The following is a 16,545-nucleotide window of genomic DNA, read 5'->3' on the forward strand; positions in this document are numbered from 1 at the left end:
TACGACGTGGCTGTCAGTCCACCGCGCCGCCGGTGTTCCGGATCAACTGCCGGAGCACCTTGAGGGCCGTCACGTAGTCCGCGTCGTCGATGCCCTGGTGGATGCGGGCCCGGATCGACGGTGCGTGCTGCTTGAGGCTGACGCGCGCCGCCTCGCCCGCCTCGGTGATCCACAGCCGTCCGTCACCGTCCCGGGTCAGCCACCCGCGCTCCTGCAACACTCTCGCCTCGGCGTCCAGATCGTCCTCGGGAGGCAGGTACGAACTCATCGCCTGTTCGAGTTCGGGCACCGTCATCCCGCTGCCGTCCGGCCGCAGGTCGTGCACGGAGAGGTTGCGCAGCAGCCAGAACTGTGGCGGCGTGAAGCCGAGCTCGACGTGCCGGGCACGGGTGAACGAGATCAGGGACTTGTACGCGACGCCCGTCCAGTAGGCGGCGGGCTGCGCGGCGAGCTCGGCGTCGGAGAGCTGTTCCGTCGTCATGGGTCCTCCTCCGAGTGCAGAACGGATGGATGAGGAACGTAGAACCTCACGTCCGATTCAGGTCAAGACGCCGGTCACTGCTCCACGGCCGGGCACCGGGTGCCCTGCGGCGGCGTCTTGACGTGGATCAGGTACCGCGTGGTGGCGTCACCGACGCAGTCGCTGCCGAACGAGTAGACCCCGTGCCCCGCACCCTCGTAGGTCAGCAGGGTCGCACCCGACTGACGCGCCACGTTCCGAGCCCACTCGTGCGGAGTGACCGGGTCGTACCGACTGTTGAGCACCAGCACCGGCGGCACTCCCTTCCACCGCAGCGGCGCCTGCGGGTTGCGGACCTCGGTCGGCCAGCCCAGGCAGGCCATCGTCGAGCCCCACGCCTGGAGGTTGAGCTTCATCTCCGGTGCCACCCGGGCCAGCCGGTCCTGGTACGCCCGCAGTTGGTCGACGTCCCGCACCGGCAACCTCCAGTCCTGGCAGAAGATGGCGAGGCTCGGATCCTCGACCGGCTCCTGCTCCGTCGTCGCCGTCCGGGCCGTGGTGGGGCGGGCGGCGTCCGTCGTGGCGCCGGGCTCGCCCGCCGACAGGCCGGCCAGTCGCTCCGACAGTTGCGTCCAGTACGGGCCGAGGAACGTCCACTGGATGTCATCCAGCAGATCGGTCGGGCTCATCGTCCGCGAGCTGCCCGGGTCGACCAGCTCACCGCGTTCGGCCTTGGCGTACAGGTCCCGGAAGACCGTGCGGGCGTCCTGGCCGTGCAGCGCACACTCGGTCGAGGTGCGGCACCACTCGACGTACCTGTCGAAGCTGTCCTGCGTCGCCTTCGTCTCGCTGCGCAGGAACTCCCAGGTGGTGGCCGCGCTGTGGTCCATCGTGCTGTCGAGCACCATCGCCCGCACCCGCTGCGGGAACAGCGTGGCGTACTGCTGTCCCATCATCGTGGCGTACGAGTTGCCGTAGAAGGTCAGCTTCTTCTCGCCGAGCGCGGCCCGGATGGCGTCCATGTCACGCGCCACGGTGCGGCTGTCGAGGAAGTCCACGTGCGGGCCGCTGTGCTCCCGGCAGCTCTCGCCGTACGCCCGGGTCCAGGCGCGCAGGCCGTCGAACTCCTCGGCGGTGGTGGGGAACAGCTTCGGCTCCGGGCCCTCCGGCACCTGACACCGGATCGGGTCGCTGCCGCCCACGCCTCGGGGATCGAAGCCGACCACGTCGAAGCGGCGGCGTACCTCGTCACTGAAGCTGCCGCCGATGCCGCCCAGGATGGCGTCCTGCACCCCCGAGGCACCCGGTCCGCCGGGGTTGGTGAGGATCGTGCCGATCCGCGCGGCCGGATCCGTGGCGGTACGACGGGCCAGCGCGATGTCGATCGTCGGCCCGTCCGGTTCGGACCACTCGACGGGTACGGTCACGCTGCCGCACTCCGCCGCCGGCTCGTCGGCGCACGGCTCCCACGCGATGCCCGTTCCGGCGGCCGGTGCCTCGGTCCGTGGGTTCGCCTGGGCGGGTGTGATGCCGAGCGCCACCACGGTCGCCAGCGCGGCGGCCGCCGTACCGGTCAGCGTCTGTCGTCTCACGTCACAGCCTCCGTCTCTCGCGGTCCTCCCGTGGCCGCCGGAGTTCGACGATGGTCGGGCCGCTATACACACAGGCTATACACACAGTGTCTAATCTCGCGATTCGAGATCAAAATGCCTGGTCAGCGACTCGGCCTGCGCGACGCTCGGTGTCCAGTTGCTACGGTCACCACCCATGGTCGGAGAGTCGACCGGGGCGCACTTCGGCGCCGTCTATCGGGCGCTGCCCGGTTGCGTGCGGGGCCTCTGCGTCGTCAGGTCCGCCGCGCTCGGCGTCCCGGCCGAGCCGGCGCATGCCACACGCCGCTTCGGTGAACCCGACACATCAGTACGGCCGAGCAGCGCATCGACCTGTGACTGTCGACTCGCCAAGTCGCACCGCCAGTCCCTCAGGCTGTGCTGACCCGCCGGCACCTGCGTCGTCGGCATCCAGCGCTGAGTGAGAGTCGCAGCGGCTTCTCAGGCACGATCGGGGAGATGAGCTTGCAGCGCCGATTCAACGCCAGCCAGAGGGCGCAGCACGTGCCGGTCCACTGCCCCGAGTGCGGAGAGCGAATGGTGGCGAAGTGGACACAGGACACCAGAGGTGCCGACGAGCAGGACATGTGGAGGGTGCGCGAGGTCTGCACCTATCTGGGCTGCTCCCGTGGAAAGCACTCGCGATGATCTGCCTGGCTGATCATCCTCGTCGGGACGCTGCGTCGCTCGATCCGGGATCGAGTGGCTATCGCGGCGCTTGGATACCACTCGATCCCGGATCGGGCATGATCTTGCGGCCGAGGTGCGAACTCGTGTTCGGTGTCGGGTGGTTGGTGGGCGCCGGCGTGACCAGGGCTTACGTTTTGCAGAGGCCCTGCTGGTGCTGTTCGGTCGCTCGTGATACTCTGACGATCAATTCAAGGCATTGACGTATGTCGCCTGAATTCTCGGCAACGATAGCGCGCTTGACGATCACGGGGGTTTTCGCATGCGCATCGAGTTGGTGTATTTTCGTGACGCTCGGATCAGGCAAATATGCCGAAAAGTGCGGCTAGCCGACCTGCGTTCCAGCTAAACGCACCGCATCGCACCGCACCTGCCGGCGGGAACCATGGTCCCGTGTACCGGTTGATGGTGCGCACTAACTGCCAGGCGTCGTCCATTTAGCGCCAGCTCGGCTTCTTTCAGCCTTCTTTACTGGCAATAATCGCATGCCTCCGAACTCTTCGGACTGCTGCGTGGCTTCACCTTGCTCAATTCCACCCTTTGGGGCGAACTCCAGCAGAGGAGTACAGACAGTGACAGTACCGCATGCGCCAAAACGGCTAGGAAAGGCGCTGGTCGTGCTGGGCCTGATAGCCGCTGGCGTCGCCGTTCCGGCTGCCCCGGCCCAGGCCGCGGACGGCTGCTCCAACGAAGGCTTGACCAGCGGGTCGGTCGATGGTCGCGAGATCCGATACACCCGATCGAGCAGGTACACCGGGGAGTTCACGGAGGCCCGCGACCTGTGGAACAGGCTCGGGCGGGTCAACATCGCGCCGGATACCGCCACCACCGTCAACGACCTGCACATCAGCGATGTCACCCGGAGCACGGTCACCTGGTCCGGCTACTGGCAGTCGTCGGCCGGCCAGGACGACATTTATTTGAACCTCCACTTCCTGACGAACTACAGCTGGGCAAACCGGCGCGGTGTGATCGGCCATGAAATCGGACACGCGTTACGCCTCGGCCACTTCGACAACCGGACAGCGCTGATGCACTGCTCCGACAATCGGACCACCACCGCCCCGGCGTCGCTGGACATCAACAAGTACAGAGAGATCTGGGGGTAAGTTCCGTGGCTAAGGCGAAGAAGTACTCCGCAGTCGCACTAGCGGTCGCCGCAGTTGCCGCTGGGGCATGGTTCACCGTTCCCTACGAGACGACTGCCATCCATGCCACGTACGCCGTCAGTCTCGACACTCCGCGATTAGCCGCAGGGTGGGCCGACGACATCTTCGTCGCTTCCATCGACTCCCAGGATTCGGCGGAGCGCGACTCCGATGATTTTCTCTGTACGCCTTTCGAGGTAACGGTCAAGGCGACGCTTCAGGGCAGCGTCAGTGGCCATGTCCGGGTCGTTCAAGAAGGTGGCGACGACCCGATCAGCCGGGAACGCGTCGTCTTCGACGGTGCCACCCCGCTGGAGCCGGGCAAGACCTACATTCTCGCGTCGCGCCTGTCGGGCAAGGACGGCTGGCATGTCGTACCGTCCAACTTCACCCCGGTCGAGGTTCCGTCCGGCGCCGCTGCGGAAGCGGTAGTGGCCGAGTGGAAGAGGGCCGTCGCCGCGCCTGAGTCGCAGGATTCCGTGTTCCCGTCCGACGTCGACAGGGCCGCCAACCCGGTCTCGCTCTACCAGTCAGCTCAGATCGACTGAGCGACGGCGGCGGCGCAGTGCAGGACACTGCGCCGCCACTCACTCGTCGGCGCAGTCCGTCGAATCGATCGAACGTGAGTCGGGCAGCGCTTGCGCCATCCAGGCCCACTCCGAGTCGATGTCCGCGCCGGTGACGAGGTCGACATCGCCCTTGGCCGCGTCGTGAACCACTACCAGGGCTGGCTGACCCGTGACCGGTTCAGTGCTCGATCCACCGACGGCCAACTCTGCATCACCGACCGTGAGGACTTCCGGCCCGTTCTCCGGCTTCAGGTAGCGCACCGAGTCAAGCGTCACCGTGAACCGGTCGCCCGTACGGCTCACCGACGCCACACTTCCCACCGCGATGGTTTCGGCGCACGCCACGACACCCGGAAGGCTCCGGCTCGCCGACGTGTCAGCCGGGTCGGACGCCCTCAGCGCGTAGCCGCCGACCAGAGCCACACCCAGGACCCCCGCCGCGGTGGCGAGCACCCATGACCGTGTCGACATCCGCCTGGCCGGAGGCCGGTCGGGCCCGTGGTTCGTCGGGGCCGCAATGAGCGGGGTACGCGAGTCCGCCACCCCGGCGGGCGTCGCCGCAGCGAGTTCGGTGCCGAGTGCTGCCATGCCACGCCGTAACGCGTTCACGGCTGCCGTCGCCTCGGCCAGTTCGTCGGTGCCCGCAATCGCATCAGCCGGCTGCTCGCCGGTGACGGCGGACATCAGCGCATCGTCGCGATGGGAGTTGCCACCGCTCTCCACCCGAGACATCTCACACCACTCCCTTCGCGCTCAACCTGGCCCGCATCCGACCGACCGCCGCATGCAGCCGACTCTTCACCGTTCCCGACGCGATGCCGAGCACGTCGGCGATCTGCGGCACGGTCAAATCGACATAGAACCGCAGCACCAGAAGTTGGCGCTGGTCCGCTGGAAGCTCATCGAGTTCCCCGGCCACCACCATCGCGAGATCGCGGTCCGGGTCGGGCAGCGTGTCGGCGACGGCAGGCGCCCGAAGCGCCACGAGCCGCTGGCGTAGCTGTTCATGGCGCCGCCGACGACGGTGCCAGTCGACGGCGACCCGCGACGCGACGACAGCCGTCCAGGCGGCTGAGTTGTTTATCGTCTCCGCCGACGATTGCTCCAGGAGCTTGAGCCGGACCTGCTGCATCGCATCATCCAGGTCCTGCCATGGCACACCGCCCATGCTCAGCACGGCTCGGACCCGCCTGACGTCGATGCCCGATGACGGGTCGTCCTCCAGCGATCTGCGCACCGGCGGCCTCATCGGCACTCCCTCCCGTTGCCCTCCCGGACCTGGACGCAGAACTCCCCGGCATCGTTCACCCACCGGTAGCGTCTCAGGGCGCCGGTGGTGGTCGCCAGCGTCCGGCCGGCTGCGTTCACGGGGTGGGTCAGGTCTGCCTCGGCCTTGGCGCCAGCGGCGTAGGTCGGACAGCGGGTTGCCGGGTGAGCGGGGGACCGAGGGGCGGCGGCAAGCCGCTGAGCAGTGCGAACAGAGGTGCGCCCGGCAGGATTCGAACCTGCGGCCTTGGGATTAGAAGTTGAATGCGGTTTGTGATTCCGGGTGTTTGTCGATCCGCAGGGGCATCTATCTATCCAGCTAGATGCCTCTGCGGATCCCGGTCTATGATGATCAGTAGTGCCGGATGCTTGAACGTCCGGGCTCACACCGGGCTCACTGGCCGTCCGGATATAAGGCTGGTCCAGATCCTTGTGGCCTTACTACTCCAACGGCATTTGATCTTCCGGTTGGCGTTGTGGCCCCGATGGGTGACCCCACGCGTGCGGAGACGACGGGTCCAGGGTGAACGCGTCGGCCGTGGACGGGGTGACCGCCCGGCGCATACGGGGACGACCCACACGCCGGGCAGGGCGCGTACTTAGGCGTCGGGTGATCCCCGCGCGTGCGGGTACGACGAGCTGGTGTCCGCGCCGGGTGCCTGCGGGTGCCAGAGTGACCCCCGCGCGTGCGGGGACGACGACGGCGCTCTGAACCGTACGGCCGCTCACCCCGGGTGTCCGTATGAACCTGTTCTGGCCCCACCGTTCCAACTCTTTCTGGGACCAGTGGCATCGGCGGACGCCTCTTGGCATGTTGATCTGGCCCCACCTCGCAGAGCGCCCCGGCCGCAGCCAGCCGGCCAGCTCGACCCGCGCCTGCCCCGCCGCCTGGTGCGGCGGCAAGCCGACCCGCACCGCAGGCGCGTCTACGGCCGAGGAGCGGCAGCCACGCGGCAGCAAATCCGAGCTGCCATCGGCCGGTGTCGGGCACCAACGTCGACGTTCGTGTGGGGCCAGGAAAAGTTGGATTCCCGCAGGTGGGGCCAAGAAAAGTTGGTGCGCTAGTACCGAAACAACCTGGTCGAATCACCCCGGGTGCCCCCCGCGCGTGCGGGGACGACTTGCCACGGGGCTAGCCGCCGCCACGTTCGTGCGGGTGACCCCGCGCGTGCGGGGACGACGCCACCGTCACCGAACAGGCCGAGGCGAAGTTGGGGTGACCCCCGCGCGTGCGGGGACGACCTCATGCGCAGCTCACTGTCCGGCGTGCGCGAGGGGTGACCCCCGCGCGTGCGGGGACGACAGAAGCCTGACCGAACCGTCCTTAGGGTCGGTCGGGTGACCCCCGCGCGTGCGGGGACGACGATTGGATACGCCCGTGGCGAAGGAACGAGCGCGGGTGACCCCCGCGCGTGCGGGGACGACCGGCTGGCCGGTTTCGAACCGGCGGCCTCCACCGGGTGACCCCCGCGCGTGCGGGGACGACTCGACTCCGGCGGTCACTCTCAACCCGCAGGTAGGGTGACCCCCGCGCGTGCGGGGACGACGACAGCGCACCGGCCCCGAGGGTGTAGGTCTGCGGGTGACCCCCGCGCGTGCGAGGACGACGGCCCGATGGAGCCGTTGCTGACGCCTACGGCGGGGTGACCCCCGCGCGTGCGGGGACGACTTCTCGGGTCAGAGGACCTCGGCGACCATGAGCGGGTGACCCCCGCGCGTGCGGGGACGACGCCGGACAACGCACCCGCACCGGGTGGCGGCACGGGTGACCCCCGCGCGTGCGGGGACGACGCGTTCGACCCGCGCACCCTGCTGGGGGCGATCGGGTGACCCCCGCGCGTGCGGGGACGACCTGTACTCGTACGAGCGGGCCGGCGCGGTGACCGGGTGACCCCCGCGCGTGCGGGGACGACACCGCCCAGCCCGGTCCTCATCGTCGTACCAGCGGGTGACCCCCGCGCGTGCGGGGACGACAGCAGGGCGGCGATGGCGGGGCCGGTGGTGATCGGGTGACCCCCGCGCGTGCGGGGACGACTTGTACAGCGCCGGGCAGGACGGCGGGAGAAGCGGGTGACTCCCGCGCGTGCGGGGACGACCGCAGACGGTTCGCCTACGTCCGCCCTGGCGGAGGGTGACCCCCGCGCGTGCGGGGACGACCACCAGTGAGCGGACGAGTCATCTCCACCGTGCGGGTGACCCCCGCGCGTGCGGGGACGACTGGGGGCCGGGATGAGGGGGCTGGTGGCGGTCAGGGTGACCCCCGCGCGTGCGGGGACGACAATGGCAAGGGTGGCAGTCATAGACGGCTCCGCGGGTGACCCCCGCGCGTGCGGGGACGACGCGACGGCGCGCCGGCCGCGCATGTAGGCGGCCGGGTGACCCCCGCGCGTGCGGGGACGACCGTTCGCCATCCGTCGGCGACGGCGACGAGCGCGGGTGACCCCCGCGCGTGCGGGGACGACCCCAGGTATCGGCGCGGCTCCCGCGCCTCCGGGGGGTGACCCCCGCGCGTGCGGGGACGACACGGTTCGCTGCGGCCCGCGAGGACAGTCAGGAGGGTGACCCCCGCGCGTGCGGGGACGACGGGAGCACTCGCCACACTCATCATCAGGGGGACGGGTGACCCCCGCGCGTGCGGGGACGACCGACGAGTGCCACCAGCTCGCCCATCTGACCGTGGGTGACCCCCGCGCGTGCGGGGACGACCCGGACGAGGTGCTGCCGATCGGTGGGCTCGGCGGGTGACCCCCGCGCGTGCGGGGACGACCCGGCGAGCGTGCTGTTGGCGACGGCGAACCACGGGTGACCCCCGCGCGTGCGGGGACGACGTCGAAGCGCCCTACACCGCGATCGTGACCGAGGGTGACCCCCGCGCGTGCGGGGACGACTCGGGGTGCTGGGCGTCGCCGGCCCGGCCGACCGGGTGACCCCCGCGCGTGCGGGGACGACACTCCGGGCCAGGCGATGCTGCTGATGCTCCGCGGGTGACCCCCGCGCGTGCGGGGACGACGGTCTCAGAAACCGGTGCCGAAAGGCGTGGGAGGGGTGACCCCCGCGCGTGCGGGGACGACGACGCGCTCGCTGACGCGTTCGGCGCCGACAAGGGGTGACCCCCGCGCGTGCGGGGACGACCACCAAGCAGCGCAGCACCAGCTAGGAACACGCGGGTGACCCCCGCGCGTGCGGGGACGACGACTGCCCGGACGTGTTCGAGCACCGCCGTAGCGGGTGACCCCCGCGCGTGCGGGGACGACGGCACCGGACGCAGCCGCCGCGGTGGTGGCCTGGGGTGACCCCCGCGCGTGCGGGGACGACACAGTCCGGCGATAGCACGGCTCCGGCCGTCCAGGGTGACCCCCGCGCGTGCGGGGACGACCAGCACAGTGCGGCTCATACCGGACGCCCGACCGGGTGACCCCCGCGCGTGCGGGGACGACGTCCCGGACGGCCACAAGCGGGTGCGGTGGCTGGGGTGACCCCCGCGCGTGCGGGGACGACCCTTGCTGACCTGGGCGTTTAGGTCAGCCGAGTGGCCGTTTCAATCACTTGGTTCGGCCTGGTCTGTCGCGATGTGGGTGTGGCGGGTGTCAACGAATCCTCTCTTGTGGCTGTCGGGGATCCGACTGGAGGCTGCTTTGTGTGCTGGGTTTGTCGGTGGCCGCTTCTACAGTCTCCCGCATGTCCTTGGACCGGTCACCCGCCTTGGGAGTGTGGTGGGGTAAGTCGGATGCTGGTGGGCGGCCGAATCTGCTGTTGCAGCATCTGCTGGATACGGCGGCTGTGGCCGAGTTGCTGTGGGATCGGTATCTGGCTCCTGGTACGAGGAGTTGGTTGAATGCGGTGTCAGGTGGTGCGGGGAGGACGTTCTTTGCGCTTGTAGCAGGACTTCATGATGTTGGTAAGGCGACGCCTGCGTTTCAGGCGAAGGTTGATGGGTTGGCGCGGAAAGTTCGTGCCGTCGGGCTTGATTGGCGCAGGCTTGATGCGGAGTCGGCGCGGTGGCACCACTCGGTTGCGGGTGCGTTTCTTCTCCGGTCGGTTCTGCCTGCGTTCGGCTGGAGTGCTTCGACGGTGGCGTGGGTGTGGCCTTTGGTCGCGGGACATCATGGTTTGGTGCCGGACGCCGAGAAATTGTTGGCTGGTCGGCGGCTCGGTAATGCCCAGGGCCGAGGGGAGAGCTGGCGGGTGGCTCAGGCCGCGTTGGTGCAGGCGGTGGCCGATGAGCTGAAAGTCGATCTGACGGAGTTGGGTGCTGTCGTCGCGCCACGTCGGGGTCAGCAGCTCAGTTTGTCTGGGTTGGTCATCATGGCTGACTGGATTGCCAGCGGGATGCCGTTCGCTGGTGTGGACGTTCTCGGTGAGGTGTCCATGGAGGCAGCACGGCGGCGTGCCCTGGCGGCGTGGGATGTGCTGGAGCTGCGGGGCGGATGGGGCGCGGCGCCGTATCAGCATGTGGAGGATTTGGTGGCGGCGCGGTTCGGGAAGCCGTCGCGGCCTCTTCAGGTGGCAGGTGTCGAACTGGCGGAGGGGATGCCGGGGCCGGGTTTGCTGATCGTCGAGGCGCCGATGGGGGAAGGCAAGACGGAAGTCGCGTTGGCGGCGGCGGAGGTGCTTGGTCGCCGTTTCGGCTGCGACGGTGTCTTCGTCGGGATGCCTACGCAGGCGACCAGCGATCCGATGTTCGAGCGGGTTGTGGAGTGGGCGGGTGCCGTTGACACCGGTCTGCCGGTGGGTCTTCTGCACGGCAAGCGCATGTTCAACCGGCGCTGGAACGAGATGCAGCAGTGTGTCCATTTTGCCGGGGTGGACGAGTTTGGTTGCGACGACGAGTATGCCGTCTCGGACGGTGGCCGGTGGGAACGCCCGGAGCATGCACCGGCGGAGTGGTTCCTCGGACCTAAGCGCGGCATGCTCATGCCGGTGGTGGTCGGCACGATCGATCAGCTGCTGCACGCCGCGACCCGTACCAAGCATGTGATGCTGCGGCATGCCGGTCTGAACGGTCGTGTGGTGATCCTCGATGAGGTGCACGCGTACGACGTGTACATGTCGCAGTTCCTGTTCGAGGCGTTGCGGTGGCTGGCTGACGCCGGTGTTCCGGTGATCCTCCTGTCGGCCACCCTGCCTCCCGGTCAGCGGCACGACCTTATGCGGGCGTATCTGCAAGGGGCGACCGGCCAGCGTGTGGTGGACCTGTCCGTGGTAAGCGAGGCAGAGGGGTATCCGGTCTTCCACGCGCTCAGCGTGGTCGGTGGCACTGCCCGGCGGGACGTGCGGACGAGTGTTCCGTGGCGCCGCGCCGAGCAGGTGCGGCTACGGATCTTGGAGGAGGCGCCTGAGGACGGGGCGGAGCAGGTGGTGGGTCTGCTCGATGAGCAGCTACGCGACGGCGGGTGCGCGCTGGTCATCCGGAACACGGTGAGCCGTGCGCAGCAGACCTACGAGGCTTTGGTGGGCAGGTGGGGATCCGGGCAGGTGCTGCTGTTGCACGCCCGGTTGACCGTCGCGGAGCGCGCCGAGCGGACCCGCCGGGCCCTTGAGCTGCTCGGGCCGCCCGGCGGGCCGGTGCAGCGGCCGAAGCGGTTGATCGTGGTGGCGACTCAGCTTGCTGAGCAGTCATTCGATGTCGACGCGGATCTCCTCGTGACCGACCTCGCCCCGATTGACCTTCTGCTGCAACGGATCGGGCGCGTGCACCGCCACACCCGACCTGTCCGGCCGGCTGGACTGCATCCCCCGCAGGTGTTCGTGGCCGGGGTTCACACCGTCGCCGACGGTCCGCCGGCGTTTCCGTCGGGCAGCATGTACATCTACGGCCGGCATCTGCTGCTGCGAAGTGCCGCGCTGGTGTTGGAAGGGGTGGATGGTCGGGGCTGGAGCATCCCGACAGATGTTCCCGATCTGGTCAGTCGCGGCTACGGTGACAGCGAACCCGTACCAGCGAGTTGGGGGGATTCGGCGGAGTCGGCGCGGCGCGTGTGGGAGACCAGCGAGCGTGCCCGTCAAGACATTGCACGATCGTTCCTCCTCGCGGGGGAAGACACGCTGGGTACCCCGACGTTGGCGGGGCTACACGGCCGCGCGACCGGTGACCTACCCGACGATGACGCCGTCGCCGCCGTGGTACGCGACGGGACGGAATCCGTCGAGGTGGTCCTGGTGCGACAGGACGAGGGACGCTACCTGACCCTTGGCGGGCACAGCCTCGGCCCGAACGGCGACGCCAGCGACGCGGACATCGTCGAGGAAGTCGCGGGGTCGATGGTGCGCCTGCCGCCCCGACCGAATCTCACCGCCGCAGCCAAGGCCGAGCTTGGTCCGCTGCCGGGCTGGTACGGGAACCCGTGGTTGCAGCGATGCCGTGCTCTCGTCCTCGACGCCAACAACTCGACTGTGCTCGCTGGCCGGCGGCTGACCTATAAACACGATCTTGGGTTGGTTGATGCTTCGGCGTAGCGCCACGGCAAGGACTACTTGGGAGTGCTGATGGACAACCCGTCCTTCAATTTGACGGACGACGCGTGGATTCCTGTCGTCGCGCAGCGGGACGGTCCACCGACCGGGCAGCCCGATCACGGCAGCTTTCCGCCCGCTCCGCAGGTATGGTCCCTGGCTGACGTGTTGACCAGAGCGCACGAGATCGATGCGCTTGGACTGGCGAACCCGCTTGAGGTCGCCGCGGTACTACGTCAGGTGCTGGTGCCCGCTTACATCGATGCGTGTGGCGTGCCGCGTAGTGAGGAGGAGTGGCGTCAGCGGTGGATGGAGGGCGCGTTGCCGTCGGCGCAGATCAAGGGTTATCTGACGTCCCGCCGGTCCTTGTTTGACTTGTTCGGTCCTCGACCTTTTGGACAGGTTGCGGGGTTACGTACGCGTAAGGACGAGACCAAGCCGGTGTCGCTGCTGGTGGCGGCGATAGCGACCGGGAACAACGTGCCGATGTTCACCTCGCGCACAGAGGCGAACCCGCCACCTTTGAGTCCTGCAGAGGCGGTGAGGGCGATGCTGGCCGCGCAGTGCTGGGACACTGCGGCGATCAAGTCGGGTGCGGCCGATGACCCCCAGGCCGGCGCGGCGGGCAAGACCACGGGCAACCCGACCGGGCCGTGCGGTGCGTTGGGCATCGTGGTGCCGTTGGGACGCAACCTTGCGGAGACCATTCTGCTGAACACTCCGATCGTGCGGCACCCGCCGACGGACGATGTGCCGCAGTGGCGGCGCGAGCCTCGTCCTACGGGAGTGTGGGAGACACGCGGTGCACGTGGCCTGCTGGATCTGCTGACGTGGCAGTCACGTCGGGTGCGGCTGATTCCTGAACGTACGGCTGGCGGGGACGTGGTGGTGCGCCGGGCGGTGCTGACGGCGGGTGATCGGCTTCTGCGGGTGCCGCAGGATGTCGAGCCCCATACCGCGTGGCGGCAGGTGGACAAGCCGAAAGCGAATCAGCCGTCGGTAATGCCGGTCCGGCATGTGCTGGGTCGGGAGGCGTGGCGCGGCCTGGAGTCGCTACTGGCGACGATACCGAGCAGCGGCACGAAGGTCTTCAGCAGCAACCTGTTGGTACAGCTTCACCAGCTGAGGATGAACGGGCACATCCCGGCGGATGCGCCGGTGCAGGTGCTGACCGTCGGGGTGGCGTATGGCAATCAATCCGCTGTTGTTGAGGACGTGATCGCCGACGTGGTGCCGCTGCCGTTGACGGCCTTAGACCCGGACAGCGACGTGCGGCAGGTCGTGGAGACCGTAGTCGTGCAGGCGGAGGAACTACGCCGTGCGGCGAACCGTCTCGGCGATGACCTCCGTCAGGCTGCCGGCGGTGAGGCGTTGCCGTGGGACAAGGGACAACGGCTCGGCGACGGACTGATGTTCGAGTTCTCCCAGTTGGTGCGACGGCTGTTGGCGGGATTGCAGCGGCAGCCGCAGCGGTGGGAAGAAGCCGAGGACGCGTGGCGGCAGGCTGCACAGGAACTGGCGTTCGCGGCCGGTGAACGCGTACTGGCCGCCACGCCTCCGACAGCCTTCTTCGGTCACAAGAGCAGGGACAAGAAGTTCGACGGCAAGGACACGAAGCCGATGCTGCGGGCGAGCACGGCGGAATCGTCGTATCGCAGGACTGTCCGCAGGATCTTGGGTAGCCAGCCCTGAATCTGACCTTCTTGGTCGAGAAAGGCATGTATGAGCACGACCAGCGATCCGTCGGCGCCTGCACGGCGTCAATTCTTTTGGGAGAAGAAATTCCGGGGCGCGACGCCGGACGGCCGAGACTTGGCTGCGTTACGCAGCGGACTCGGTCGCGGCGCCGGTGACGTACCTGCTCTTTGGCCGTACTACACCCGGCTGCGGGCGGACGGGTATGTCAGTCCGGAGTTGCACGCCGAGCACGCTGCGCTCGGATTGTTTGCGGTGCATCAGCAGTCCCAGCCGACATTGATGCACCATCTCGGGGTAGGGCTCGGGACCGCCATGAGCACCTTGCGGATCAGCGGGAAGTTCAGCGCCGACGCGGTCGATCGGCGGTTCGCCGCTGCTGCAACCGCGACGAGCTTCATCGAGGTGACGCTGCATCTGCGTGGGCTGGTGGCCCAACTGCGAGGAATCCGTCAACCGATGGACTACACGTCACTGCTGTTTGACCTGCGTGACTGGCAGGACGACGACAAAGCCCACGCGGTACGCCGACGGTGGGGATCCCAGTACTTTACCCACCGCGACCAAGCCGAGCCTCCCCCGGACAGTCCGTCTGCCTGACCGGTGCGGCCTTCCGTCCCTTCCTGAAACTGTTCGTTGGATTCTTTGAGGAGAACTTGTGAGTGACCGCCGTACCTATATTGATGTGCACGTCTTGCAGACGGTGCCGCCGTCGAACCTCAACCGTGACGACGCGGGTAGCCCGAAGCAGGCCATTTACGGTGGCGCGCGGCGGGCGAGGGTGTCGTCGCAGGCGTGGAAACGAGCCACCCGGAAGGAGTTCAAGAAGCAGCCCGACATCGACCCGAGCCGGCTCGGCACCCGCACGAAGCGGGTGTCCACGCTGCTGGCCGCGCGGTTGGCCGCGCGTACCGGGCTTGATCACGAGGCCGCGACGCGGCTGGCCAACGCGTTGCTCGCACATGACCTGAAGGTCACGCCGGGCAAGAAGGAATCCGAGAGCGCCTACCTGCTGTTCTTCGGTGTCAGCCAGCTCGACGCGATCATCGGTCTGGTCGCCGACCGGGCTGCGGAGTTGGCCGCGTTGGCCGACGATGCGCTCAGTAAGACAGTCGCGGACCTGCCCGTCCGGGAGCAGTTGAGGGTCGGTCACCCGATCGATGTGGCATTGTTCGGCCGGATGGTCGCTGACATCAACGCCCTTAACGTTGATGCCGCCGCGCAGGTCGCTCACGCCCTGTCGGTTCACCCGGTCGAGATCGAGTTCGACTACTTCACCGCCGTCGACGACGAGAAGCCCGCAGACGAAGACGCTGGCGCCGCGATGATCGGCACGGTGGAGTTCACGTCCGCCACTCTCTACCGGTATGCCACGCTCAACGTCGTCCAACTGGCCGCTAACCTCGGCAACGACATCGCCGCCACCGAGGACGCCACCCGCGCGTTCCTGCAGGCGTTTGTGAGATCGATGCCGACCGGCCACCAGAACACGTTCGCCCATCGCACCCTGCCCACTGTGGTCACCTTCGCCGTCCGCGATGACCAGCCGGTCAACTGTGTGTCCGCGTTCGAGAAACCCATCCGCAGCAAGGACGGCATCGCCGCCCACGCCGCCGTCCGCCTCGCCGAGCAACTGAGGTTCTCCAGCGAGAAGTGGGACATCACACCGCTGTCGGTGGCCAGTGTCTACGACATCGCCCTCGCGGAGGCCGCTGCAAAGCGAAGCGAGGAGCAGGAGAAGAACAGTGACCTCCTGACGCGGTGGCTCGGGCAGCCCAGCGGGCTGCCGGAGGCCATCGACGCGACCGTGTCCGCGGTGCGTGCCCGCTTCACGGAGGTCCGATGACCGCGCCCGCGGTCAGCCTGGTGTTGCGGCTCGCTGGGCCGCTGCAGTCGTGGGGCGGACGCGGCGAGTTCAACCGCCGCGACACCCTCGACGAGCCCACCAAGAGCGGAATCCTGGGACTGCTCGCGGCAGCGCAGGGCCTCCGCCGACAGGATCCGATTGAGAATCTACTCACGCTCGCCCTGGGTGTGCGTACCGACCAGCCCGGCAGTCTGTTGCGTGACTACCACACGGTCAGCGATCCGCTCGGACGTCCGTTGTTGTCTGCGTCCGTGAACGCCAAGGGCCGCCAGAAGCTCACCTCACCGCCGAAGTACACCCACGTCACCCAGCGGTTCTATCTTCAGGACGCGGTGTTCGTCGCCGCTATCGGTGGCCCGCCGGACCTGCTGCGCACCCTCGCCGACGCACTGCGCCGCCCCGCGTTCCCCCTTGCACTCGGACGCAGATCCTGCCCACCAGCCCTCCCGCTGCTCCTGCAACAGGAGGAGGACACGGCAAATGCCGACATCTGGGACGGCAGCCCCGGCGACGTCCTCGCCCAGATTCCGTGGCAGGCCAGCGACCACCACCGCAACGACATCGCCCGACGCTTCGACCGTCCGGCGACCGTGGCGCTGCCTGCCACCGTCGATGACACCGCCGGCACAGACGTCCGTGTCGACCTGCCCCGCTCGTTCGACCCCCTGCGCCGCGGCTTCGACACTCGCCGCGTCCGGCAGGACTGGGTCCGGCTGCCTACCGGCTGGTCAGGCAGCAACTCACCAAACGACGAACCCCACGACCCCTTCGCGCTCCTCGGGTGGTAGCC

At 68.3% G+C, this 16,545-nt stretch carries 11 protein-coding genes and 1 CRISPR repeat array; of the genes, 7 read left to right on the top strand and 4 right to left on the bottom strand.

The genetic code is table 11. The features are described from left to right. Positions 1–13 precede the first annotated feature (13 nt). Positions 14–481: a MarR family transcriptional regulator gene (locus tag ACIBO1_RS28575; protein WP_396751787.1), complete on the bottom strand. Its 468-nt coding sequence runs from the start codon at positions 479–481 to the stop codon at positions 14–16. 74 nt (positions 482–555) lie between these two features. After that, positions 556–2,052: an alpha/beta hydrolase gene (locus tag ACIBO1_RS28580; protein WP_396751789.1), complete on the bottom strand. Its 1,497-nt coding sequence runs from the start codon at positions 2,050–2,052 to the stop codon at positions 556–558. Between the two features lie 1,277 nt (positions 2,053–3,329). Between ACIBO1_RS28580 and ACIBO1_RS28585 the strand changes: the two genes are divergently transcribed. Together ACIBO1_RS28585 and ACIBO1_RS28590 are read left to right on the top strand one after the other, a co-directional pair. Next, the gene (locus ACIBO1_RS28585) at positions 3,330–3,866 is read left to right on the top strand and encodes a hypothetical protein (protein WP_396751791.1); all 537 of its coding nucleotides are present in this window, start codon (positions 3,330–3,332) and stop codon (positions 3,864–3,866) included. A 5-nt stretch (positions 3,867–3,871) separates the two neighbouring features. Then, a complete protein-coding gene (locus ACIBO1_RS28590; protein WP_396751793.1) occupies positions 3,872–4,453 on the top strand; it encodes a hypothetical protein in 582 nt (193 codons plus the stop codon). 39 nt (positions 4,454–4,492) lie between these two features. Here the strand turns inward: ACIBO1_RS28590 and ACIBO1_RS28595 are convergent, their stop codons facing one another. Continuing rightward, on the bottom strand, positions 4,493–5,206 hold the full coding sequence (locus ACIBO1_RS28595) for a hypothetical protein (protein WP_396751795.1): 714 nt from the start codon (positions 5,204–5,206) through the stop codon (positions 4,493–4,495). A 1-nt stretch (position 5,207) separates the two neighbouring features. Then, positions 5,208–5,723 (bottom strand): RNA polymerase sigma factor, encoded by a 516-nt coding sequence (locus tag ACIBO1_RS28600; RefSeq protein ID WP_396751797.1) that lies wholly within the window; start codon positions 5,721–5,723, stop codon positions 5,208–5,210. A 1,110-nt stretch (positions 5,724–6,833) separates the two neighbouring features. Next, a CRISPR array of direct repeats spans positions 6,834–9,238; the repeat unit is 28 nt; unit sequence GGGTGACCCCCGCGCGTGCGGGGACGAC. Between the two features lie 180 nt (positions 9,239–9,418). On the opposite strand from ACIBO1_RS28600, the gene cas3 reads away from it, so the two are divergent. The 5 genes from cas3 to cas5e are packed head-to-tail and all read left to right on the top strand — an operon-like array spanning position 9,419 to position 16,543. Then, positions 9,419–12,196, top strand: a complete 2,778-nt coding sequence (cas3, locus tag ACIBO1_RS28605) for a CRISPR-associated helicase Cas3' (RefSeq protein WP_396751799.1) — start codon at positions 9,419–9,421, stop codon at positions 12,194–12,196. Between the two features lie 30 nt (positions 12,197–12,226). After that, the gene (gene casA / locus ACIBO1_RS28610; protein ID WP_396751801.1) at positions 12,227–13,885 is read left to right on the top strand and encodes a type I-E CRISPR-associated protein Cse1/CasA; all 1,659 of its coding nucleotides are present in this window, start codon (positions 12,227–12,229) and stop codon (positions 13,883–13,885) included. Positions 13,886–13,915: 30 nt separating this feature from the next. Next, positions 13,916–14,488 (top strand): type I-E CRISPR-associated protein Cse2/CasB, encoded by a 573-nt coding sequence (casB, locus tag ACIBO1_RS28615; RefSeq protein WP_396751803.1) that lies wholly within the window; start codon positions 13,916–13,918, stop codon positions 14,486–14,488. Between the two features lie 58 nt (positions 14,489–14,546). Further along, positions 14,547–15,734: a type I-E CRISPR-associated protein Cas7/Cse4/CasC gene (gene cas7e / locus ACIBO1_RS28620; protein ID WP_396751805.1), complete on the top strand. Its 1,188-nt coding sequence runs from the start codon at positions 14,547–14,549 to the stop codon at positions 15,732–15,734. Beyond that, positions 15,731–16,543, top strand: a complete 813-nt coding sequence (gene cas5e / locus ACIBO1_RS28625; RefSeq protein ID WP_387262395.1) for a type I-E CRISPR-associated protein Cas5/CasD — start codon at positions 15,731–15,733, stop codon at positions 16,541–16,543. The genes cas7e and cas5e overlap by 4 nt, the downstream gene beginning before the upstream one ends. The last annotated feature ends 2 nt before the right edge of the window (positions 16,544–16,545 follow it).

Source organism: Micromonospora sp. NPDC049903, assembly GCF_044460945.1.
Lineage (GTDB): Bacteria > Actinomycetota > Actinomycetes > Mycobacteriales > Micromonosporaceae > Micromonospora.